This window comes from Pseudophaeobacter arcticus DSM 23566 (assembly GCF_000473205.1).
GTDB lineage: Bacteria > Pseudomonadota > Alphaproteobacteria > Rhodobacterales > Rhodobacteraceae > Pseudophaeobacter > Pseudophaeobacter arcticus.
Window position 1 is genome coordinate 210284 of the sequence record NZ_KI421507.1, and the last position, 23269, is coordinate 233552.

Consider the following 23269-nt stretch of genomic DNA (forward strand, 5'->3'; position numbering starts at 1 on the left):
GCTGGTTTGGTGACGGATCAGGCGCGGTAGAACAGATAGCGGCCCTCGGGGATCCCTGCGGGGCCTTTGAGTTCTTCAAACCCCACCAGCGGCTGGCCGGATACCACGATGCCACCCCTGGCCATGACAGATGCGATCACCGGCGACATGGCGGCGGCCTCGGCCACATCCTGTTCCTTGACGCCAAAGCCAAAGTCATAGTGGGCCAGGACAATTTTGTGGCCCTCGGATTTGAGGTGCTCCAGCATCGGAACCGCCTCGCCCTGCAGAAAATCCTCTTTGGGGGGGACGCAGGAAGGATGGCACTGCAGGACCCGGTCGATAACCCAGACACGGCGGTCGGGCAGGGTCTCGCGCAGGTGGTCATAGGTGCGGCCATTGCCCAGCCCCATGTCCAGCACATCGCCCGCAACTCCGGCGATTTCTGCGGCGGCCCAGTTCAGCCCGTCGCGCTGGGCGGTAAAACGGCGCAGCATAGAATCCAGTCGGCTCATCTCAGATCGTCCTTGTTGTCAAATTTCCAGACCTGTCCCGGCCCCTGCATCAGGCGCGCTATCAGCGCCTCGGTGAACTCCCAGATGGCCGCATCATGCACCAGATGGTGGGTGAGGATACCATAGGGCTCGCGGTTGTCTGCCATGCCTTTGCGGCGCGCGCGCAGCTGGTCGCAGACCTGCGCGATCAATCGCTGCGGCGCAACCAGCGATCGGCTGCCTTTCCAGTCGATCGGGTCGAGATGGGTATTGATCTGCGCCAGCCCCGGCGCCGCCAGGGGGCTTTGGCGGGGGGTAAAGGTCGACAGGGCGGCAAAGCCCAGGTCCGCGAGGGCGGGCACCAGATCTGGCGCAATCCGGTTCCAGGGCGGCACAAATATCGGCAGCAGGGGGGCGTCAAAAAGCCCCTGCAAGCGGGCCAGCCCCTGCTGTATCTCGCCAAGTGCCACCTGCGCCGGGCGCTGGTTGGGGAATTCACATTTCTTTTGACCACTGGCTGCCTGGTTCTGGTGCGCCCAGCCATGCACAACGGGAATAAGCTGAGGATGCAGAGCCACATAAGCCGCCAGCTGCGGATTGGCCGCCGCGGGGATGACCGCCAGATGGACCGGCAGACCCAGTTTCTGCGACAAGGTGCTGAGCTGGTGTAGCTGCGCGGTTGGCTCTATGGCGTCGTCGTCCCGCCACCACAGGGGCAGCTGTTGCGCCTCGGCCTGCCATTTGGCGAGCTCTGCCTCAAGCGGCGCCCAATCGGGGGGGGTATCTGTGCTCATACCTGTACTCATACCTGTGTTTCGGCCAGATCACGGGCAATCTCTACCGCCCGTCGGGCGCCGTCAAACTGAAACTGATCGGCTGAGCGGCGCGGCGCGCAACGCACCTTTTTGACTGCCGCAATCAGGCGCTCGGGGGTGAGCTCGGCAGTGCGCAGGGCCTCGATACCTGCCAACGGTGTCAGGCTTTGGGCGCGCAGGCTTTGTTCTACTTCTTTTCCGGCATCAAAGGGAATGAGCACAGCGGGTGTTTCGGCCTGCAACAGATCCAGCGCGGTGTTGTAGCCGCACATGCTGACCGAGGCCGCCACATGGGTGAGCATCTGGCGAAAGTCCGGGCGAGCCGGTTCCATTATTGCCGGCGAAGGGATCTTGGACAGCTGTTCAATCCGGGCGTTTGCATCGCTGCCACCCACCAGCAGACGCCAAGGGGTGTCTGGCATCAACCGCGCCGCCTGCAGCGCTGTCTGGTAGATTTCATCCCCGACACTGCCACCGCCGGCGCTGACCAGGATCTCGCCGCTGCCTTCGGCCTCAGGATGTGGCCCGGCTGCGGCCGGGGCGACAAACCCTGTGTAATGCACCTTGGCGGCCAGCCTGTCAGAGACCGGCCAGCTCAGCTCCAGCCGGGTGGCCTGGGGGTCGGAATGCACCAGAACCGCGTCATAGAACTCTGCGATCACCGCATCCGCCTTGACGGCTTTTTCGGGTTTTGAGGGCGGTGCCAGAATATCGCGGATCGAGGCGAGGATCTTTGGTGGCTTGGGAAGCGCCTTGGAGGCCTGCAGCAGGGCACGAAACTCATGGCGCAGCGAACGTCGGCCAAAGGGATATAGCTCGGTGATCAGCACATCGGGCTGCAGTTCTTGCACCGCCTGACAAAGCGTCAGCTGGCGCTCCTGATAAAACCGGTCATCGGCCAGCGCCCCGCTGGGGGTCAAAAGCTGGGTGAAATTCACCCCGTCCGAGCGCAACGGCGGCAGTTGCAGCATGTCTATGTCGCCCATGTCGAGCTGCGGTGCGGGAAAGCCGCCCGAGACGATCTGCACCTCATCGCCGGCAGCTCGAAAGGCGCGCCCCAGGGTCAGCGCCCGCGACAGATGCCCGGTGCCAAGCAAATGGGTGACGACAATCATGACCTTCATGGTGCGGATCGTTTCAGCAGTCGTACAGGTTCGGCCCAGGGGGACAGGTCTTCACCGTTCAGTTCAATAACAAAAAGCCGGTTGCGTTTGATGCGAAAGGGCGCGGGTCCGTCGAAATTCCACTGATAGGCCCGCGCCAGGATCATCCGCATGATGCCGATATGGCAGACCGCAACTGTGTCGCGCTCCAGGCTGGCCAGCCAGGGTTTGATCCGCATCCAGACCTCGGCCGGGCTTTCTCCGCCGGGCGGGCGATAGTCCCAGCCCCAGTGTTCTATGTCGCGAAAGCCACTGTTTGGCTCCGCCTTCAGCTCCAGGCCCTTCTTGCCTTCCCAGTCTCCCCAAAACATCTCTGTCAGGTTGGGGGCGGTCCGTGGGGTTTTACCTGCGACCAACTGGGCTGTTTCCACCGCCCGCGCCAGCGGGCTGGACCAGAGCTCGGCCTGATCCCAGGGGCTGGGCAGGACAAATTCGCCCAGCTCTGCACGGGCCTGGGCGTCCAGTGGGATATCGCTGCGCCCCTGGATCTGACCAGCGCGGTTCCAGGCAGTATGGCCATGGCGCAAAAGAGCAAGGCGGATCATGGGCTCTCCTCAAGCAAGGGGGTGACGGCGCTCCAGAACCGGGCGCTGGCCGCTGGGGCCAGATGGTTGGCCGCGATCATCTCGCGGGCCTGTGCGCCTAGGTCTTGCCGCAGGCCAGGGTTGGACAACAGCTGTTGCAGCCTGGCGGTCAGCGCCGCGTCGCCAAGGGCCACCTCAGGATAGTCTCCCGGAGCCAGAATGTCCCGCATGCCTGGCCGGTCCTGCGCCACCACCGGAACTCCATGGCTTTGGGCTTCGAGATAGACCATGCCAATGGCCTCGTTGACACCGGGCCAAAAGAACAGGCTGGCCCGTTCATAGGCCTTGGCCAGTTCGGAGCGGGAGAGTTGGCCCAGAAAGGTGATGCGGCCAGCAAAGGGCGCCATCAGGGCCTCAACCTCGGGCCGGGCGGGGCCGTCCCCGGCGATCTGCAACTGCCAGTCGCCCTGTAGCGCCCGCAGGCTGTCTGCAATGATCTGGTAGGAGGCGAGCTTGTCTCCTTTGCGCATCATGCCAACGCTCAGCATTGGGCCGTCCAGAGTGCTGGCGGGCGGCAGGGTGGCAATGGGCAGAAACGGGGCCAGGCTTTGCAGGGATTGATCGGGGTGTTTGTCACGTTCCAGCGTGATCAGATCATTGGCGGTGAAGTAGAAAATCACTGCGGCGGCATCAGCGGCCTCATGGGCGGATTGGGCAAACCCGGCCCAGGGGCCGGTCAGCCTCCGGGAGGCACGGGTGCTTTCTATCTGCACATAGGGAATACCCCGCGCCTGTGCGACCTGGGGGCCAATAAGATCCGGCGCCTTGTAGTAGTTGTGATAGGTGACCCAAAGATCCACGGCGGGCATCTCGGCACAGAGACGGCGGACCTCCTGGGCGGCCTTGTCCCGCAGCAGTGCCTGAAGCGCTGCATCGCCGGTTTTGTCAAAAATCTTCAGCTCGGTCACCAGATCAACCTCGGCACCGCCTGCGGCAATGATGGCGCTCAGGTTGCGTGCCATTTCCCGATCACCCGAAGGCACCGGGTGGCGCGGCGATTTCATCGGCGCATAAAATGCGATCCGCCTGGTGGTTTTGGGTGTCATGAGCCCTGCAGCATGGTGTCCAGGCGGGTGACCAGCTGGGCAATGCCAGGCTCCATGCCAAAGTCACGCCGCAACCGCAGCAGCGCTGCCTCGGCCATGTCTTGCGCCATCTGTGGCTTGCGGGCCAGCAACAGGATGGCCTCGGCCAGGGCCTCTGGATCATCTTTGCTGAGCAGCCCATGGGTGCCACTGTCGATGAATTCGGGAATGGCAGAAACCGGCGTTGACAGGATTGGCAGCAATTGCGAGGCCGCCTCCATCAGCACATTGGGCAGCCCATCGCGATCCCCGTCCGCCGCGACCCGGCTGGGCAACACAAACAGATCGGAGGCCCGCATCGCCGCGATGACTTCGGGCTGATCACAGGCGCCCCGCCAGGTAATTCGCTGCGCGATACCGGCGTCCTGAGCCATGTCCTGCAACAGATCATTGAGGCCACCGCCACCAATATGGGTCCAGTGCCAGTCCAGATCCGGCGGCAGCAAGGCCAAAGCGGCAATCAGCCGATCAAAGCCCTTTTTCTCCACCAAGCGGCCTACCGACATCAGTTTCAGGGGCGCGTCAGCCCTGCGCCAGCTCCGGGTGGGGGGAGTGGGGAAACGTCCAAGATCCAACCCGTGATAGATCAGATCAATGCGGCTTGGGTCGTCTGACATCTGCTGCAGGTGGCGGGCGCCAAAGCCGGTGCAGGTGGCGCCAAAGGAGGCGCCGTGATGCTGGCTTGATAGTTTTTCGGTTATTTCCCAGTCCGGTGAAGTCCAGATGTCCTTGGCATGTGCCGAGAAGCTCCAGGGCAATCCCCGCATGATTGCGGCGTAGCGTGCCACAGAGGCGGGGGTATGCAGGAAATGCGCATAGAGCCCCAGCACCGCGGCGGGGGCTTCGGCGGCCAGAACACAGGCCTGGCCAAAACGGCGGATGCGGTTGCGGCTGGGATCGCGGGCCAGATCTGCACGCCATACGCGGTAAGCCTCAGTGTAGCCCGGCAAGGCCTGCACCTTTGCGCGGGCGGACCAGACGCGGTCAGGCTCCTGATACAGATACTCGGGCAGATAGCGCACCTTTGCCTTTAGTCGGTCATGTAGCGGGTGGCGCTTTACATCGGTTGGGTGGCGCAGGGACCAGATTTCAAAGGTCAGGCCAGCCTCTTCCAGCGCGACCAGTTCCTGGGCGATAAAGGTTTCCGACAGCCGTGGCCAGCCTTTGACCAGAACCGCCAGCGAGGGATGATATTGGCTCATTCGGCGGCCTTTCGCGGCAGGTCTCGCAAGAGGGAGGCCACCCGCCGGGTCACGCAGTCCAGCCCATCCAGGAACCCATCTGAAAAGGCGGCTGAGGGTGGGCTTTGCTCTGCCAAGGCGCGGATCGCCTTGTTCATGGCCTTCGGCGTCCAGCCATCTCGTTGCTCATCCAGCATGGAAACCAGGCCCAGCTCTTCGGCCCGGCTGGCGCGGATCCATTGTTCCAACCGTGGCGTGGTGCGGGGCACTATGACAGCAGGCTTGTCAAACGAGAGCACCTCGCAGAAGGTGTTGTAGCCCCCCATGCAGACAACGCCCTGGGCGCCGGAAAACAGGGTCTCGATACGCGATTCAAAACCAACAGAGGTGACGCGCCCCGCAAGAGCGGCAACGCGGGTCTCAAAGGCCTCGCGGGTTTCACCAGAGAGGAAAGGTCCGTAGACAAGCACGGCGCGTGGTGACAGCGCGGGGTCTTGTTCATAGGCTGACAGCACCAGATCCACCATCATGGCGCCATCGCCGCCGCCGCCGGGAGTGATCAGCACATAGGGTTGCGCAGGCGGGTCATCCCAGGCGCCGAGATCGCGCCGCAGGTAGCCGGTCCAGTGCATCCTTGCCCGTGTTGCGGCGCTGAGGCCCAGCCCCTGGGTTGGATCGTAGATGCTGGACAAACCATAAACCCAAATTTCGTCGTAGTAATTTTCGGTGGTCTCGACGGCTTCTTTGCGGGCCCATTCCGCCGCCAGAACCTCAGGCTCGTCCAGCACATCACGCAGACCCAGGACCAGTTTGGTGCGCTGTTGCTCTGCGAGCAGTTTCAGGGTTGGCATCAGCTCACCGCGAAAGCCAGTGGGCTCTTTGTCGACGATCAAGACATCAGGGTCATATTGCTCGGCCATGGAGCGGATCAAGCCGCTGCGCAGTTCCGTTGTTTCTTCGATACTCATACCCATGGTGCGCGAGGCATAGCTGCCGTCAGCGCGCTTGATCACCCCAGGCAGGCGCATATGGTCAACACGGTTTGGAAAGGCAAAGCGACCTGCCACCGGAGACCCGGTCAAAATCAAAGCTGAAGCAGTGGGATCGGCTGCGGTAATCGCCCCCGCCAGCGCGCGGGACCGGCGCAGATGACCCAGTCCGAATGTATCATGACTGTACAGCATTACCCGGGGGCCGCGTTGAAGGTGGTTTCGCTCGCGAGAAAATTCTTTGGTCGAAGTCATGGGCTAGCCTGCAGCTGTACTACAGTGTGGGTGGTGCAATAGGAAAGTGCCGAAATCAAGGGGGGTAACCTTTCAAACACCCGAAATTGAGGGAATTGGCAGGGAGAAGACAGCTCTTTGCCCTCAGTGGGCCTTTGTCTTGGCGAAAGAGGACACAGCGCAGGCCCGGGTCTATGGCGCTGTGTTTGACGAGGCGGGCAGCACCAGAACCGGTTTGCGGCACTGCGAGGGGGCCGTTTCTGCAATAGTTGCAAATACTCCTGCCATGAAACCGGATGCTTGCAATTGTGAATTGAGGGGCTTGCCGTTACCGTGAAAAAACCCTTTGAGCGGAGCCCGTCAGTTATGATCCACCGATTTTCCCAGTTTCTCTGTTTGAGCCTCTTGCTGCTTTTCATCGCGATAGCAGGTCCCGGCGCGGGCTTTGCACAAGATGCAGCGGATGTGACCCCTGATCCGGTCGCCCGGGCGGTGGAGCTGGCGGCGGAAAGTGGCCTTGGGGTGATTATTGTAGATGGCAGTGGGTCTGTCACCTCGGCCACTCCGGGGGCAGCCAAAGCCGAACCCTCGCCGATGGAAGGGCATTCATCGCTGATGAAGGCGCAGTCAGAGTTTCAGGCGTTTCGCCAGGAGCTGAACAGCCGCCTGGAGGCTCTGCCCTATTCTATCTTTGAGATGAAATACATCCTGCGCCAAACCAGCCCGGAGGGGCGTATCCGCACCTATGCCGAGGTCCTGGGGTGGAGCCTGTTGTTTCTGCTGATTGGGCGCTGGCTGTCGGTTGAGATCTACGGCAAGCGGTTTGCTAAAGGCTATGTGGTGGCTCGGATCAAGGCAGATCCGGAAGGCTATTACGAGAAAATGCCCTTTCTGGTCTATCGCTTCTTTATGGGGGTTTTGGGAACCATCGTTGCGATGGTTTTTGCCTTGTTGGCCTCGTTTATAATTTTTGGCGCATCGGGCGACAGTTCCATCGAATTCACGGTGACCGCGATTTATACCGCGTTTTTTATTGCCAGCGTTGTGTCTGACCTGTGGCGAATGGTGCTGTCGCCCTATCTCAGCCAATATCGGATGCCGGTGTTTTCCGATCGCGACGCCAAGCGGCTGTATATCTCGGCGTCTCTGCTGGCGACCTATGATGTCTTTTCGCTGATTTTTGCTACCTGGGTTCACGATTTTGGGCTGAACTACAATGTCTACGCCTTGGTCTATGGGTTCCTGGCTTTGCTGGGGGCATTGGGCGGCCTGGCCCTGATCGGCTTCAACGCCAGGGCCATTTCAAACGCAATCCGGGCCGGGCACAGCAAGGAAGACTGTTCCTGGCTGCTGCGCGTTCTGTCGATCGCCTGGGCCCCCGTCATGGTCGTCTATATCGTCTTTGGCTGGCTGAACCTGGCGTTTGATCTGGTGTTGGAGCGGGAGATGTCGGTGCCCTTGATGGCAGGGACCTATATGGTTTTGACCTCCATTCTGGTGGTCTACGGTGTCATCAACTACGGCATTGAGGCCTTTAGCTATCGTCGGCGCCCGCCGGAGGGGATTGACCCTGCATCTGGCGCAGCCTCCGAAGAAATGGGCGAGGACGGCAGGCTGTCTGAGATCTCTGAAGAGGAGATCAAGTCGATGTCCCATAGGCAGGGATACAGGCTCTCGACCTTTCAGGACCTGGCCCGCCGGGTTGCCGGGATCCTTGCCTTCTTGGTTGGTGCCTATTCGCTTGTCCTGGTTTGGGCCCCCGAAGCCAGCTGGATGAAAACCACAGCCGCCGAGCGGGCATTTGATGTCATTGTCATCCTGTTTCTGGGCTATATCGTCTATCATACCGCGCGGATCTGGATCGACAGCAAGATTGATGATGAGGTCGGCGATGTGCCGGAGGCAGAGCTGGGGGATGAAGGCGGCCATGGTGGCGCCAGTCGTCTGGCCACGCTTTTGCCGCTGTTTCGCGGTGTTATTCTGGCCGTGGTGGTCGTGTCGATCGTTCTGATTGTGCTGTTGGAGCTGGGGGTGAATGTCAGCCCGCTGTTTGCCGGCGCTGGGGTGGTGGGTCTGGCCGTTGGCTTTGGGTCGCAGACCCTGGTGCGGGATATCTTTTCGGGCGCATTTTTCCTGCTAGATGATGCCTTTCGTAAGGGCGAGTATATCGACATTGGCGAAGTCAAAGGCACGGTGGAGAAAATATCGGTGCGGTCTTTCCAGCTGCGACATCACCTTGGGGCGCTGCACACTATTCCTTTTGGTGAGATCAAGGTCCTGACCAATTACTCGCGTGATTGGGTCATGATGAAACTGCCGCTGCGGGTGACCTACGACACGGATGTGGAGAAGGTCCGCAAGCTGATCAAGAAACTGGGGCAGGAGTTGCTGACTGACCCGGTCATCGGTGACAGTTTCATGCAACCCCTGAAATCGCAGGGGGTCATTGAGATGCAGGACTCGGCGATGATCATCCGGGTCAAGTTTATGACCAAACCGGGCGACCAGTGGCTGGTGCGCAAACGGGTGTATCAGGACATCCGCGAGCTGTTTGCCCGCGAAGGCATCAAGTTTGCCCATCGTGAGGTCACCGTGCGGCTGGCCGAGGAGCAGGTAGAGGATATGCCGCAGCATAAGAAAGAGGCGGTGGCAGGGGCGGTACAGGCAGCAATCGATGAAGATCTGCTCGACGTCAATGAAGGCGATGGTGGTGATGACCGCTAGCTTGCCGGAATGTATTTTGTGGGCTCTGGGAAGAAAGGGGGGGAGCTCCCGCCCCCAATTCAATCCGCTGACGCGCCTTGTTTGGCGTTGGGCCGGGCGCCGGGCCTGCGGCCCGGCGGGGGCAGATTGCCAGAGGGTGGGTATAGCTGAGAGCGCCGGTTTGGCAGGCAGGCGCCTGGCTTAGGCATATGGTTTAGGCGCCTGGTTTAGGCGTCTGGTTTAGGCGTCTGGCCAGCGGGCGGGCGCGCTGCCGCAGGCCCGCGCTGGGCGCTCCCATTGCATCTGGGTGGCTCCGATCTGCACGGCCGGGCGCAGACGCAAAGCGGGACCCCAGCTGCTGTCTTCGATCTGGGGCGCGTAGTCTTCTGGCAGCGCGCGCTCAATCCTGGGACCGGTGAGCTGCTGTGGCATCTGTGCCAGCTGCTCCGCCATGCGGGCGAGGGACAGCCGGGCACTGGCGGCGGTTTGCACTGTCGCCGCTGTTGTCAGAGCGTTCAGCACGGCGGCCGCCATCATGTAACCGGTGGCGTGATCCAGCGCCTGCACAGGCAGCGGCCTTGGGGTATCGACCCCGGCCCATTTGGCACCTGTGTCCGCGATCCCTGCGCTCATCTGTACCAGACTGTCAAAGCCGCGCCGTTTGGACCAGGGACCGCTCCAGCCATAGGCATTAAGGCAGACCTCGATGCGGTTGGGGGCAATCTTGGTACGCGTCGGGCGACTTAATCCAAGCCCGTCGAGCGCGCCTGGGCGATAGCCATGCACCAGAACATCCGCCTGGGCCAGGAGGTCTTTGAACTGCTGTAACCCGGTGCTGTCCCGCAGATCGAGGCTGGCCATGGATTTTCCCAGCGATATGTCTTGGATCACGCCGGGCTCATCCCAGCCGGGGGGATCGATGCGCAAAACCTCGGCCCCAAAGCCCGCGAGGGTGCGTGTTGCAATTGGGCCGGCCAGAACCCGTGTCAGATCCAGCACCCGCAGCCCTGCGAGGGGGCGCGCCGCTGTTGCCTCGGAGCGGTCACGCAGCGATACAGGGCGGGGGGCAATCCAATCAATCAGCGGCTCTGCGGCCAGGGCCTGCCCCTGTGGATGCGCGCGCCACTGCGCCCGGCTGCGCATGAAGGCGGCAACGCCGCCCTGGGCAACAATCTTGGTCTCCAGCGGTTCACCCTCCCATGTGGCAACCGCCGCGCGCACCGCCTCGGGGTCTTTGGCGCAGCCCAACACGGAAAGAGCCGCGGCGCGATGGTGGGGCAGGTTGGTGTGCAGCCGGATCCAGCCATCCCTGCATCTGTAGTTGCCGGCAATCGGATCCCACAGGCTGGGCAGTTCCCAGCCCTGCGCCGCAAAGCTGTAGCCAAACCAGAGCGAGGCAAGGTGCTGATCTACTGTCACCGGCAAGGTTTGGGTGCTGAGACCTGTGGCCTGCATCAACAGGGCCATTTGCTGACCAACAGCGGCAAAGCTGGCATTGGCCAGCTCACTTACGGCAAAGGCGCTGTCATAGTGTCCGGTGCCGGTACTCTGGTAGCTTTCCGGGGCGGGAAACTCTCGCAAAAGGCTCTTTGATGAAAGCATGGAAGTCACTGCTGATAGGGGTCCAGGCTGTCGCGCAGCCCATCGCCAAAGAAATTGAAGGCCAGAACGATGATGATAATCGGCAGCATCGGAATGGCGGTCCAGGGGTAGATCTCGATTGAGGCGAGGTTTTGCGCATCATTGAGCATCACCCCCCAGCTGACCGCCGGTGCCCGCAGCCCGAGGCCAAGGAAAGACAGTGCCGTCTCGCCAAGGATCATCGCCGGGATCGACAGCGTGGCCGAGGCAATCAGATGCGACATGAAATTGGGGATCAGATGCTTGCGGATGACCCGGCCAGAGGAGGCCCCCATCATTTCCGCAGCGCGGACGTATTCCTCTTCGCGTAGCGACAGGAACTTGGCCCGCACAGATCGCGCAAGGCCCGGCCAATCCAGAATGCCAAGGATGACAGAAATGATAAAAAACACCGCCACCGGTGACCAGTTTGACGGCACTGCTGCCGACAGCGCCAGCCACAGCGGCAGCTCTGGCAGCGAGCGCAGAACTTCGATCACCCGGTTGATCACCCAGTCGATCTTACCGCCGAAATAGCCCGCAACCGAGCCAAAGAAGATGCCCAGCACAAAGGAAACCGAGATCCCGATGAGGCCAACCGTAAGCGACAATTGCGCCCCGTAAAGAATGCGGCTGAAAATATCACGCCCCAAGCGGTCAGAGCCCCAAAGAAACAGTGTCGCTCCTTCGGGGGCACAGAACAGATGGGTGTTTGACGGGATCAGCCCGGCAATATTGTAGCGCTGTGCCTGGCAAAAGAAGTCGAGTTTGAGCGGTTTGTCGAGGTCCGGTTTGAACACCCATTGGAAGGTCTCCAGATCGGCTTCGGAGGTCATGGGATAGATGAAGGGGCCGATAAACGCACCCTCGTGGAACAGATGGATCGACTGTGGCGGCGAATAGAGGTTTTCGCTCATCCGCTGGTTGGGGCCATAGGGGGCGATAAAGCCGATGACAGGCAGCAACAGATAGCAGATCAGCAGGAAGGCGCCGGAAATCAGCCCCAGCTTATGAGTCTTGAACTTACGCCAGATCAGCACCCAGTTGGGGGCATCCAGATCCTTGCGCTCCAGCTCCAGCAAGGAGGCCTGGGGATCATAAGGCGCATCGTCAACAAAGCGTCCGTCAGGGAGTTGGGTCATGCGTTACGCCCCTCGTAGCGAATGCGGGGATCCAGCAGGACCAGCAGCACGTCTGAAATCATCGTTCCAATCAGCGTGAGCAGGGCGACAAACATCAGCACAAAGCCGGAGAGGAACATGTCTTGGGTCTTGAGCGCGGTCAGCAGCGTTGGGCCGATGGTCTGTAACCCCAGCACAACGGAGACCAGAACCGAGCCGGAAATCATCGCCGGCAGCAGGTTGCCAATATCGGCAACAAAGGGATTGAAGGCCACCCGCAGAGGGTATTTCGCCAGCATCCGGGCTGGTCCCATGCCCTTGGCCACGGCGGTTTCCACATAGGGTTTGCCCAGTTCGTCCAGCATATTGGCGCGCAACCGCTGCATCATCGCCGAGGCCCCGGAGGTGCCGATGACAAAGGTCGGTACAATCAGGTGAATGAGAATGGACTTTACCTTTTCCCAGCCCATTGGATCGCCCTCAAAGGCGGGATCCATCAAGCCCCCAATGGGCAGGTTGAACCAGCGGTGCCCGTAATAGAACAGGATCAGTGCGAGCAGGAAATTTGGTGTGGCAAGGCCAAGATAGCCGATAAAAGCAGAGGTATAGTCTACCCAGCTGCGCGCCCGCGCCGCGGCCAGAACCCCCAGCGGCAGTGCAACGACATAGACAAAAACCACCGCTGCAAGGTTGACCAGAACGGTCAGCCAGAGACTGTCTCCGACGATTTCCGCCACGGGTTGGTCAAATTCAAAGGACCAGCCAAAATTTCCCTGCACCAGGCCGGAAAACCCATGTGGGCCGGGCATAAAGCCAACCCAGATAAAGTACTGCTGCCACAGGGGTTTATCCAAGGCGTATTCGCTGCGCAGGAATTCCGCCTTGGCAACCCCGGCGGACTGGCCGCTGGCGCGCAGCTCTGCGATCTGGTTGGAGAGATAATCGCCGGGGGGCAGGTTGATGATGACAAAGACCAGGATGGAGACCACCCAGAGCGTCAGCAACATGGTGCCAAACCGGTAAAAGGCGTAGCGTAGAATTTCCATCAGCCCTCACCGTCCTGAAAATAGAATTCATCTGGGCGATAGATGCCAAAATGGGCACCGGGATCCCAGGCCCAGATGGCATGTTCGGGGACATTGCGCAGTCGGTTTGAAACCACCACCGGCTGCGGAGCTGCCGCAACAATGCCGATGCCATAGACTTGATCCGCGTGTATCGAAAGCATTTCATGCCAGATTTCGGCACGTTCAGCGTCGTCTTGCGCCAGCTCCCATTCGTGCAGCAACTCCATCAGGCGCAGGGCGGGCTCCATGTCGGGGGCTTCCCCTGCGGAGCCTCCTGTCTGGTAATACTGACCCCATTTGGGCCAGGCCAGAAAGACCTGATCGGTTGGTGCGAGAAAAGCGGGAGAGGTATGCTTTTGCGGCAGGCCGTTGTCCCAGCCGTACCAGACCGAGGCCATGGTGGTGCCAGAAAATACCCGGTTGCGCAGAATATCGCGATCCAGCGGGCGCATGATCAGTTTGACGCCAATGTCATTCCAGTCGTCGGTGATGATCTGCAGCGCATTCTCCACCTCCTGGCGTTCGCCTGCGGTCTCAATCACCAGCTCCATCCGGCGCCCGTCGGGCAGATAGCGAATGCCATAGCCGTCCTTTTCGGCGAGCCCTGCCTGATCCAGCAGCTCATTAGCCTGAGCCGGGTCAAAAGAGGCCCAGGCCTCGCGGAATTCCGGCCTGAAGAAAGGGCTTTGTTCCAGCACCGACATTGCCCCCGGTTTGGCCAGTTTGAAATAGAGCGCCCGGTTGATGGCAGCCCGGTTGATCGCCAGCGACAGCGCCCGGCGCACCCGCACATCGCGCAGGGTGTTGCGCCAGACCGGGTCGGCGGTATTCAGGTTTGGATAGATGGCAATCTGCGAGGCGGCTCCGGTTCCCCAAAGATAGGTCTTGTAGGTGCCGCCGTCGTTTTCGCCTTTGCGCAGGATGGGGATGTCACGAAAGCCCAGGCCGCGTGCCTGCAAATCTGCCTGGCCGGCGTTGGACTTGGCCGCGACCAAACCGCCCGCCACAATCTCCATCTCGACGGTGTCGATATAGGGCAGCTGTACACCCCGGCTGTCGACGCGGTGATAAAAGGGGTTGCGGACAAACTGATGGCGGATGCGTTTGCCGGCAGTGGCATTCATCCAGGGTTGCAGGGTTGGCAGCTCGTGATTGTCGAACTTGTACATGTTGTCGTATTTGTTGTGCAGCGCGGCCCAGCTTTTGACCCGGGCATAGTCCACTTCTTCGGCCAGGGTTTCGGCATCGGCATAATCGACGTGGAATTGTTTGAGATAGGCCGAGGGGCGGTAGATAAAGGGTGGGCGCGCCTGTGCCAGGTTTTGCAGGAACTGCGGATGAGGCGTCTGCCACTCAAAGATAACGGTGGTCTCATCCGGAAAACTGACCTGTGGCAACTCTCCCTCTGAATACATAAAATCGGGTGGCCCGGCGGGGCTCAGCGATGGATTATTGGCGATGTCTTTCCACCAATATTCAAAATCGGCTGAGGTAAAGGGATCCCCATTGGACCAGCGATGGCCCGGGCGCAGCTTCAAGGTGTAACGCTTGTTCCCCTCGTTTTCATAGCCCAACAAAATATCGGGCTGCAATTGGTAGTCTTCGGTGTATCCGACCAGCCGGGCATAGCCATATACCACCATCTGCCGAATGTCTTTGGAGCGGGTCACCATGGTGTTGAGCGTGCCGCCTTGCACGCCAAACTGACGCCCCTTGGCTGCCAGATCCACAACCAGGGGAACAAGCGGCAAGCGCTCGGCGATGGGGGGGAGATTACCGGCTTCGACCTCTGGCTGCCAAAAGCCGCTTTCGACAAAACTGGGTCCGGCCCGCCCCGGCAGCGGCAGCAGCAAGAGGCTGGTGGCAAGCACCGCAGAGGTTCGGGTCAGGATGGTTTTTGTGGCTTTAAACATGGCAGCGTACCTTGTGTCCGGGCTCGAGCGGCACAAGCGGCGGCGCGTCAGAGCCAGAGAATCTATAGTGCTCGGGCCAGTCCTCGGGGCGACCGGCACCCTGCGCCACCAATTTCAGATTGATCGGGCGGTGAATGTCCGGCTCTGGTTGGGCAGCGATCAGGGCCTTGGTGTAGGGATGTTGGGGATTGTGAAACAGGGTTTCGGGGGTCGCTTGCTCAACCACCAATCCGCGCCGCATCACGGCGACCTCGTCGGCGATCCGCGCCACCACGGCCAGATCGTGACTTATGAACAGATAGGAGAGCTGCTTTTGATCCCTGATCTGCTCCAGCAGGCACAGAATTTGCTCCTGCACCGACACATCCAGCGCCGAGGTGGGCTCGTCGCAGACCAGCAGGGAAGGGTTCAACATGAGCGCACGGGCAATCGACAGGCGCTGGCGTTGCCCCCCCGAGAAGGCATGCGGATAGCGTTGCAGCATATCCTGGCTCAACCCGACCATTTGCAGCATGTCGCCGGCCTTTTCACGCCGTTCAGCCCGGGTGCCGATGCCGTGGATCTCCAGGGGTTCAACCATGGTGTCCAGAATGCGCATCCTCGGGCTCAGCGAAGAGTAGGGATCCTGAAACACCATCTGGGCTTCGCGCTGAAAGGCGGTGCGGGCGGTGCGATCCATTTTGTGCACTGCGATAGGATCGGCCCCGGCTTTGGCGCGAAACAGCACTTCGCCACCTTCGTCCGGGGGTTCGGCCCCCAGGGCAATCCGGGCGGCGGTGGTCTTCCCCGAGCCGCTTTCACCGACGATGGCCAGGGTTTTGCCGCGTGGCAGCTGCAGATCAATGCCGCGACAGGCATAGATCAGACTGGGGGCTTTCCAGCCCTTGCCGGCGCGCATGCTATAGGTTTTGGAGACCGCGTTCAGTTCGAGGATCAGGTCATCTTGCGCTGGCATCACCTTGGGGGCTGCGGCTGCGGGGATCTTTGGCGCGGCCTTGATCAGCGCCTGTGTATAGGGATGCGCCGGGCTGGACAGCAGCGGTTCGGCTGCCCCTGACTCCATCACCCGCCCCTTGTGCATGACCACGACCTGTTCGGCCATATTGGCCACCACGCCCAGATCATGGGTGACCAGGATCATCGCCATGCCAGTGTCGCGCTGCAGCTCTTTCATCAGCCCCAGCACCTGCGCCTGGGTGGTCACGTCCAATGCGGTTGTTGGTTCATCTGCGATCAACAGCTTGGGCTTGGCTACCATGGCCATGGCAATCATGGCGCGCTGCCGCATGCCGCCAGAGAGCTCAAACGGATAGGAGCTATAGGTGCGTTCGGGATCGGGGAAACCGACCCGTTCAAAACAGGCAAGCACCTCTTTTTTGGCTTCGGCCTCGCTTTTGCGCCCATGCAGCCAAAGCACTTCGGCCACCTGATTGCCGATGCGGTGCAGCGGTGACAGGGATCGCATGGGTTCCTGAAAGATCATGGCGATCTGGTTGCCGCGCAGATCTCGCATTGCGGCCTCGGGGAGATGGACCAGTTCTTTGGACGTTGCGCCATCCTGGAACTGGATGCTGCCAGTTCGGATTTGCGCCGCCTTTGGCAAAATGCGCAGAACCGCGCGACAGGTCACGGTCTTGCCGGATCCGCTTTCACCAACCAGGGCCAGGGTTTCTCCGGCGGCCACATCAAAACTGACATCGCGTACAACAGAGTCATCCTTGCCAAAGCCGATGCTGAGGTTTTTTACCGAGAGCAGAGGCGCCATTCAGCGCGGCCCTTGGTGAAGTCGTGGTCCGGTCATAATGTCCCGTCTTTCCCTGATCTTTTTTTGTCCTCACCATCGCGCGGGGGCCGTGGTCTAGTCAAACCCCATTTGTCCAGGCGGGGCTTTGCCGATAGAAAATTGGTCAAGCGGCACCTCTGCGCCACAATTTGGCTATCGAGGCTGGGGATGGGCAGGTAATCGGCGGCGGGTGCTACACATTTGTGTCAGGATCTGACACATCACAGTGAAGCAAACCTCCCGGCGATTGCTTCTTTCGCGGGCTGGCCATAGGAGACTTGGCATGATCACTCGACTGGACCTTTTTATTGATCGCATGGTGTCGCAGCGCGCCTGTCTGGATTTTGGCATCAGCCAGACCGCGCATCTGCCCGGCCCGGTGTTTGAGCTGGGGCTTGGCAATGGCCGCACCTATCATCACATGAAGCATAACATCAAAGATCGCGATCTTTATGTGTTTGAACGCGCCGTGGCCTCGCATCCCGACAGCACCCCACCAGAGGAGCTGACCATCCTGGGCGATGTGCGTGAAACCCTGCCGGCGGCCTTGACCCGCTTTGGCGCCACCGCAAGCCTGATTCATGCGGATCTTGGCGGCCATAACCGGGCCAAGAATGACAATTTTGCGCGCCTGATCTCGCCGCTGGTTGAACCATTGCTGGCCATTGGCGGGATGATGGTCTCCTCTGACCGGATGTATTTTGAGGGGCTTACCGAAATGCCGCTGCCGCCCGAGGCCGTTGACGGGCGCTGCTTTATCTATCGCCGCGACAGCTAGGGGCGGAAAATGTGGCGGGACGTTGGGTCACTCTGGCCCTCGCCCGCCAGTGACCCCTAGGTTGGCGCCTGACCAAACCGATGACCCAGGAGGCCAACCGATGATTTTCTATGATTGTTCCACCGCACCCAATCCGCGACGGGCGCGGATGTTTCTGGCGGAAAAGGGCCTCGCGCCGGAAAGCCATGATATCTCGATTGCCAAGGGAGAGCAGCTGAAACCGGAGTTTCTCGCCGTGAACCCACGGGCGACCATCCCGGTTCTGGTGACGGATGCAGGCAGCGTTTTGACGGAAAACCTGGGCATTGCGGCCTATCTCGAAGCCCACACGCCGGAACCCGCCCTGATGGGACGCACGGCGGATGAAAAGGGCCTGGTGCTGATGTGGAATGCCATTGTTGAACAACAAGGTGGCATGCCCATCGCCGAGGCCCTGCGCAATACCCATCCGGCCTTTAGTGATCGCGCCATTCCTGGCCCTGACAATTACGCCCAGCTGCCGGAACTGGCAGAGCGTGGCCTGGCGCGCACCCAGACCTTTTTTGCCTTGCTGGAAGAGCGTCTGAGCGAGAGCCCCTATCTGGCCGGAGATGAATTCACCCTGGCGGATATCTCTGCCTTTGTCTTTGTTGAGTTTGCCCGCGTCATCAAACAACATATTCCCGAAGAAAACGTCGCGAGCCTGACCTGGTACAAGGCAATCAAGGCACGCCCCAGCGCGCAACTCTGATCATTCCGGGCAGGGTGGCCTGATGACAGGTCTGGACAACATCCAGCGCGCACCGCAGGATGTTGCTGTCCAGACCTGTGCTTGACCAATGCCGGGGGACCCACTCCTGAATAAGATGAGATCTCATGCCGCCAAAGCCTCTTTTGCACCGTGACGACCCCAGCGCCGAACCTCTGGTCGGCAATGTCAAAGTCACCCGGGACGACTGGCTCAATGTGGCGATGGATGTGCTGATCAGCGATGGGGTCGAGCAGGTCAAGGTGCTGGCCTTGGCTGAGCGGATGCAGGTGTCACGCTCGTCCTTTTATTGGTATTTCAAATCGCGCCAGGATCTGTTGGATGCCCTGCTGAAAACCTGGGAGCAGACCAATACCGCTGCCATGCTGGCCCGGGCCGAGGCTCCGGCTGAGGCGATCACCGGGGCGGTTTTGAATGTGTTTCATTGCATTGCGAACCCTGCCTTGTTCAACACGGCGCTGGATTTTGCGGTACGGGACTGGGCCCGGCGATCCGGCAAGGTGCGCAGTCTGTTGGACCGCTCGGATGCGCGCCGGGTTGAGGCCTTGACGCAGATGTTTATCCGCTATGGCTACCCCGATCTGGAGGCGATGACCCGCGCCAAGGTATTGTATTATATGCAGCTTGGCTATGACATGGCAGAACCAAACGAGAGCTACGCCCATAGGTTGGAAATGACGCCGCAATATCTGAAAGTCTTTACCGGCCGCGAGCCCAGTGCGGCAGAACTGGAAGAGTTTGCTATCTTTACCCGCAAACACTGGGACCTATAGCTGCGATTTATCGAACGCGATTTGTAGGCCCCGGATTTACTGGGTCCCGGATCTACTAGGGTGAAATCTACTGGGCCGGGATCTACTGGGGCGCAGTCTTGCTGAATAGCAAAGGCAAATGGCCCCGCTTGGGGCCATCTGCGATCCAGCGGTAAGGGCTTACAGTGTTTCGAGCAGACGCTCGGCACTGGCGCGATGTTTGTGTGCGGCCTCCAGGCGGACAGGGCCATAGCCGCGAATTTCCATTGGCGCGGTCAGGATCGCAAGGCAGTCGCTGTGCTTTTCACGGCTGTAATTGGCGGCGACCGTGCTTAGGGCTGCCTCGTACCAGACCAGCAGGCTGCGATGCAGGCGGGCTTCTTCGTGATAGCCAAAGGGGTTGAATGAGGTGCCGCGCAGGCGTTTGGCCCGCGTCAGCAGGGACAGGACAGGGCGCAGCCAGGGGCCAAAGCTCTTTTTGACCGGGCGACCGCGGGCGTCCTTTTTGCGGCTCAGCAGCGGCGGCGCCAGGTGGTAGTTGACGCTGTAGTCGCCCTCAAACTCCTGGGCGATCTGATCATTGAAGACATCGCCGGTCATCAGGCGCGCGACTTCGAATTCATCCTTATAGGCCATAAGTTTGAACAAAGAGCGCGCGGCGGCCTCGGTGAACTCATCCTTGGCATCCTCGGGCAGCAGACTACGGAAGCTGTCCAAGGTGTTGACAAAACGCTGGGCATAGGCGGCATCCTGATAGCCGGTGAGGAAAACCGAGCGGCGCTCGATGATCTGGTCCAGCGTTTCCTCACCTTCTGGGATTTCGGCGTAGAACTGTGACACCAGTTCGGGATCGGTGGCCATGGCACGACCAATGGTAAAGGCGAGGCGGTTCTTTTCAATCGCCACGTCGTTCAGTTCAATTGCCTGATCCAGAGCCGCACCGCTGACCGGCACCAGCCCCTTTTGCCAGGCAAAGCCCAGCATCATCACATTGGCCAGAACCGCGTCGCCCAACAGGGCCTCAGCGGCCTCGTTGGCGTTAAAGCCGCTCAGGTTTTCGGGGCCTACCGCGGCGGCGATCTGTTGTTCACGCACACCGGCCATCAGATCGGCGTCACGGCGCAGCACCAGGTCACCCGTGGGCATCTCGGCGCGGTTCAGCACAATGCGGGTGCCGGCGCGATAATGGGCCGAGGCCTTGGGCGCCGAGCTGACCACGATGTCGCAGCCAATCACCGCATCCGCTGCAGCCTGATCAATGCGCACCTGGTTCAGGCTGTCTGGGCTGGACGAGAGGCGGATATAGCTGAGCACGGTGCCGAACTTTTGCGCAAACCCGGTAAAGTCCAGCACGCTGGAGCCTTTGCCCTCAAGATGGGCTGCCATGGTGATCAGCGCGCCGACAGTGACGACGCCGGTGCCACCCACCCCGGTGACCAACAGGTCAAAGGGTTTGTTCAGCGCGGGCAATTCGGGGGCGGGCAGTTTTGCGGCCAGGGCGTCGCGATCCAGACCTGCGGGCAGTTTTTTGCGCCGGCTGCCACCCTCAACAGTGACAAAGCTGGGGCAGAACCCGTTCAGGCAAGAGAAATCCTTATTGCAGCTGGACAGGTTGATTTTGCGCTTGCGACCAAAGGCGGTTTCTTTTGGCTCAACGCTTAAGCAGTTGCTTTCAATCGAGCAATCGCCGCAACCTTCGCAAACCAGATCGTTGATAAAGGCAAATTTCTTGGGATCTTCCAATGTGCCACGTTTGCGGCGGCGGCGTTTCTCGGTGGCGCAGGTCTGCTCGTAAATCAGGGTTGAGACACCTTTGATTTCGCGCAGCTCACGCTGGACCAAATCCATGTCGGCGCGGTCATGGAAGGTGGTGCCGCTGGGGAAATCGCTGCGGTTGAATTTGTCGATATCATCGGAGACCAGGGCGATGCGCTGCACCCCTTCGGCGCGGCAGGTCTGGGCGATGCCGAGGACAGAGACGGGCCCATCAACAGGCTGGCCACCAGTCATGGCAACGGCGTCATTGTAAAGGATCTTATAGGTGATATTGGTGCCTGCTGCGACCGCCTGGCGGATGGCGAGCGAGCCAGAGTGATACCAGGTGCCTTCGCCAAGGTTCTGGAAGATATGTTTGCCGCCATTGAACTGCGAGGCGGCGGTCCAGGTGACGCCTTCGCCACCCATCTGCGCATAGCCCGAGGTTTCGCGGTCCATCCAGCTGGCCATCACATGGCAGCCGATGCCGGATTTGGCCTCGCTGCCCTCGGGCAGTTTGGTTGAGGTGTTGTGGGGGCAGCCCGAGCAGAAATAGGGGGTGCGGTTGGCGCCGGGTACATTGATCAGCTTGGGTGGTTCGGCCAGCAGGGCTGCGGCCTTGGCAGGCAGAGCCTCGCCTGGGAAAAAGCGGTCCAGTCGTGCGGCCACGATGGGGGCCAGCATCAAGGGGCTCAGCTCGCCGGTCCAGGGGATCAGGGGCTCACCGGCGCTGTCGTATTTGCCAACCATCTTATTGGGTTTGTCACCGGGCCAGTCGTAGAAATATTCTTTGAATTGGCTCTCAATGATGCCGCGTTTTTCCTCCACCACCAGCACTTCGTCCTTGCCGCGCATGAACCGCAGGGCTTCGGGACGGGCCAGGGGCCAGACCATGCCGACTTTGTAGATGTCGATGCCGAGACGGCGACAGGCGGCCTCGTCCAGGCCAAGCAGGCGCAGGGCCTCCATCAGGTCCAGGTGACCCTTGCCGGTGGTGACAAAGCCAAATTTGGCTGTCTCGACATCATAGATGCGGCGGTCAATTGGGTTTGCTTCGGCAAAGGTGCGCACCGCTTTGATCTTGGCGCGGATGCGGGTCTCAATCTCGGGCGAGGGCAGGTCGGCGCGACGAATATGCAGCCCGCCGGGGTAGTCGGGCAGCTCGGGATAGGTGAAGCGCCGGTCCGCTTGCAGCTCAATCGAGCGGGCGCTTTCAACGGTTTCGGAAACCGCTTTGAAGCCCACCCAAGTGCCGGAGTAGCGCGACAGTGCAAAGCCATATTCGCCATAGGTCAGGAACTCGGACACATCTGCCGGGTTCAGCACCGGCATGAACCAGGACATAAAGGCGACGTCGGATTGATGCGGCATGGAGGAGCTAACGCAGCCATGATCGTCGCCGGCCACCACCAGCACGCCGCCCTTGGCAGAGGAGCCATAGGCGTTGCCGTGTTTCAGCGCATCACCCGAGCGGTCAACGCCGGGGCCCTTGCCGTACCACATGGAAAACACGCCCTCGACTTTGCAATGGGGATCCAAAATGGCCTGCTGCGCGCCGAGTACGGCTGTGGCGCCAAGGTCTTCGTTGACGGCAGGCATAAAGGTGACGCGGTTTTCTTCCATCCGCTGACGGGAGCGCCAGAATTCCAAATCCACAGCGCCCAGCGGCGAACCACGATAACCTGACACAAACCCGGCTGTGTTCATTCCGGCGGTGCGATCTCGCCGCGCCTGATCCAGCATCACCCGCGCCAGAGCCTGGGTGCCGGTGAGAAACACACGGCCCTCGGTCCGTTCGTAGCGGTCCTCTAGTTTGTAGCTGCGAAAATCGTGGCTCAGCTCGGTCATTTTGGTGGTCCTTGCGGGCAGTATAGCTGGGATCAGCGGGAATTGTGCTCTTTTTTGCAGGATACTGCGCCTGCGATGAAAAGATCTGTCTGAATTGCTGGTTTTTCAAAGTGTTTTGGTTATATTTACCAGAAATACGCATATCACAGGATAAATTCTTACAAATGCAGCTTTTAGACGACCGTGACCGACACATTTTACGGCTCTTGCAGGAAGATTCTCGTATTTCCAATGCGGAGCTCTCCGAAAAGGTGGGGATGTCGGCCTCAGCCCTGTGGCGAAGGGTGCGCGCGCTCGAGGACACAGGTGTGATAGAGCGATATGGCGCCGTGGTGAATGCGCCCGCCATGGGGTTGGAGTTTCATGCAATTGTGCATGTTCAGCTCACCCGGCACGATCCGGAAAAGCTGGCTGAGTTCATTCGCGCGGTTGAATTGAGCCCGCTGGTGCAGGAGTGTTATGCCACCACCGGGCAATCGGATTATCAAATGCGAATCCTGGCGCCGGATTTGGAGGCCTACAATCGGTTTCTTGAGGGGTTCTTGTTTCGCCTGCCTGCGGTTGCCAGCGCCCAGACCAATGTGGTGCTGCGGACCATCAAACGCGATCAGCCAGTGGTTTCACAGGTCTAGCCAAGTCAACAGATCACGCCGGGAC

At 60.4% G+C, this 23269-nt stretch carries 18 protein-coding genes; 5 read left to right on the plus strand and 13 right to left on the minus strand.

What is annotated here, in order from left to right; all coding sequences use genetic code 11:
* Positions 1 to 17: 17 nt before the first annotated feature.
* Genes ARCT_RS0105100 through ARCT_RS0105130 form a run of 7 tightly spaced genes read right to left on the minus strand, consistent with a single transcriptional unit; the run spans position 18 to position 6545 of the window.
* Positions 18 to 494, minus strand: a complete 477-nt coding sequence (locus ARCT_RS0105100; RefSeq protein ID WP_027239090.1) for a class I SAM-dependent methyltransferase — start codon at positions 492 to 494, stop codon at positions 18 to 20.
* Positions 491 to 1267 (minus strand): polysaccharide deacetylase family protein, encoded by a 777-nt coding sequence (locus ARCT_RS0105105; RefSeq protein WP_027239091.1) that lies wholly within the window; start codon positions 1265 to 1267, stop codon positions 491 to 493. The genes ARCT_RS0105100 and ARCT_RS0105105 overlap by 4 nt, the downstream gene beginning before the upstream one ends.
* An 8-nt stretch (positions 1268 to 1275) precedes the next feature.
* Positions 1276 to 2412, minus strand: coding sequence for a glycosyltransferase family protein (locus tag ARCT_RS0105110; RefSeq protein ID WP_027239092.1), 1137 nt, complete (start codon positions 2410 to 2412; stop codon positions 1276 to 1278).
* Positions 2409 to 2996 carry a histidine phosphatase family protein gene (locus ARCT_RS0105115; RefSeq protein ID WP_027239093.1) on the minus strand — a complete coding sequence of 196 codons (588 nt, stop codon included), beginning with the start codon at positions 2994 to 2996 and terminating at the stop codon, positions 2409 to 2411. Before ARCT_RS0105115 ends, ARCT_RS0105110 begins: the two co-directional genes overlap by 4 nt.
* On the minus strand, positions 2993 to 4081 hold the full coding sequence (locus tag ARCT_RS0105120; RefSeq protein WP_027239094.1) for a glycosyltransferase family 4 protein: 1089 nt from the start codon (positions 4079 to 4081) through the stop codon (positions 2993 to 2995). Before ARCT_RS0105120 ends, ARCT_RS0105115 begins: the two co-directional genes overlap by 4 nt.
* Positions 4078 to 5322, minus strand: a complete 1245-nt coding sequence (locus ARCT_RS0105125) for a glycosyltransferase (RefSeq protein ID WP_027239095.1) — start codon at positions 5320 to 5322, stop codon at positions 4078 to 4080. Before ARCT_RS0105125 ends, ARCT_RS0105120 begins: the two co-directional genes overlap by 4 nt.
* Complete coding sequence (locus tag ARCT_RS0105130; protein ID WP_322786406.1) at positions 5319 to 6545, minus strand: glycosyltransferase family protein; 1227 nt, start codon at positions 6543 to 6545, stop codon at positions 5319 to 5321. The genes ARCT_RS0105125 and ARCT_RS0105130 overlap by 4 nt, the downstream gene beginning before the upstream one ends.
* A 345-nt stretch (positions 6546 to 6890) precedes the next feature.
* Between ARCT_RS0105130 and ARCT_RS0105135 the strand changes: the two genes are divergently transcribed.
* Positions 6891 to 9248: a mechanosensitive ion channel family protein gene (locus tag ARCT_RS0105135; protein ID WP_027239097.1), complete on the plus strand. Its 2358-nt coding sequence runs from the start codon at positions 6891 to 6893 to the stop codon at positions 9246 to 9248.
* A gap of 219 nt (positions 9249 to 9467) precedes the next feature.
* Here the strand turns inward: ARCT_RS0105135 and ARCT_RS0105140 are convergent, their stop codons facing one another.
* From ARCT_RS0105140 to ARCT_RS0105160, 5 genes are read right to left on the minus strand one after another with little or no spacing between them, the layout of a single operon-like run.
* Positions 9468 to 10829, minus strand: a complete 1362-nt coding sequence (locus ARCT_RS0105140) for a CoA transferase (RefSeq protein WP_036784456.1) — start codon at positions 10827 to 10829, stop codon at positions 9468 to 9470.
* Positions 10830 to 10834: 5 nt separating this feature from the next.
* Positions 10835 to 11989 (minus strand): ABC transporter permease, encoded by a 1155-nt coding sequence (locus ARCT_RS0105145; protein ID WP_027239099.1) that lies wholly within the window; start codon positions 11987 to 11989, stop codon positions 10835 to 10837.
* Positions 11986 to 13014, minus strand: a complete 1029-nt coding sequence (locus ARCT_RS0105150) for an ABC transporter permease (RefSeq protein WP_027239100.1) — start codon at positions 13012 to 13014, stop codon at positions 11986 to 11988. Before ARCT_RS0105150 ends, ARCT_RS0105145 begins: the two co-directional genes overlap by 4 nt.
* The gene (locus ARCT_RS0105155; RefSeq protein WP_027239101.1) at positions 13014 to 14948 is read right to left on the minus strand and encodes an ABC transporter substrate-binding protein; all 1935 of its coding nucleotides are present in this window, start codon (positions 14946 to 14948) and stop codon (positions 13014 to 13016) included. Before ARCT_RS0105155 ends, ARCT_RS0105150 begins: the two co-directional genes overlap by 1 nt.
* Positions 14941 to 16713 (minus strand): ABC transporter ATP-binding protein, encoded by a 1773-nt coding sequence (locus ARCT_RS0105160; protein WP_027239102.1) that lies wholly within the window; start codon positions 16711 to 16713, stop codon positions 14941 to 14943. Before ARCT_RS0105160 ends, ARCT_RS0105155 begins: the two co-directional genes overlap by 8 nt.
* Before the next feature lie 301 nt (positions 16714 to 17014).
* On the opposite strand from ARCT_RS0105160, the gene ARCT_RS0105165 reads away from it, so the two are divergent.
* The 3 genes from ARCT_RS0105165 to ARCT_RS0105175 all read left to right on the plus strand — a co-directional run bounded on the left by ARCT_RS0105165 (position 17015) and on the right by ARCT_RS0105175 (position 19030).
* Positions 17015 to 17509, plus strand: a complete 495-nt coding sequence (locus ARCT_RS0105165) for a class I SAM-dependent methyltransferase (RefSeq protein WP_084300743.1) — start codon at positions 17015 to 17017, stop codon at positions 17507 to 17509.
* Positions 17510 to 17609: 100 nt separating this feature from the next.
* Positions 17610 to 18239, plus strand: a complete 630-nt coding sequence (locus ARCT_RS0105170; RefSeq protein ID WP_027239104.1) for a glutathione S-transferase family protein — start codon at positions 17610 to 17612, stop codon at positions 18237 to 18239.
* A 125-nt stretch (positions 18240 to 18364) separates the two neighbouring features.
* Complete coding sequence (locus ARCT_RS0105175) at positions 18365 to 19030, plus strand: TetR/AcrR family transcriptional regulator (protein WP_027239105.1); 666 nt, start codon at positions 18365 to 18367, stop codon at positions 19028 to 19030.
* Positions 19031 to 19189: 159 nt separating this feature from the next.
* On the opposite strand, the gene ARCT_RS0105180 is transcribed toward ARCT_RS0105175, so the two are convergent.
* On the minus strand, positions 19190 to 22612 hold the full coding sequence (locus ARCT_RS0105180; RefSeq protein ID WP_027239106.1) for an indolepyruvate ferredoxin oxidoreductase family protein: 3423 nt from the start codon (positions 22610 to 22612) through the stop codon (positions 19190 to 19192).
* Between the two features lie 164 nt (positions 22613 to 22776).
* Here ARCT_RS0105180 and ARCT_RS0105185 point away from each other — a divergent pair, with 164 nt between their 5' ends.
* The gene (locus ARCT_RS0105185; protein WP_027239107.1) at positions 22777 to 23244 is read left to right on the plus strand and encodes an Lrp/AsnC family transcriptional regulator; all 468 of its coding nucleotides are present in this window, start codon (positions 22777 to 22779) and stop codon (positions 23242 to 23244) included.
* Positions 23245 to 23269 lie beyond the last annotated feature (25 nt).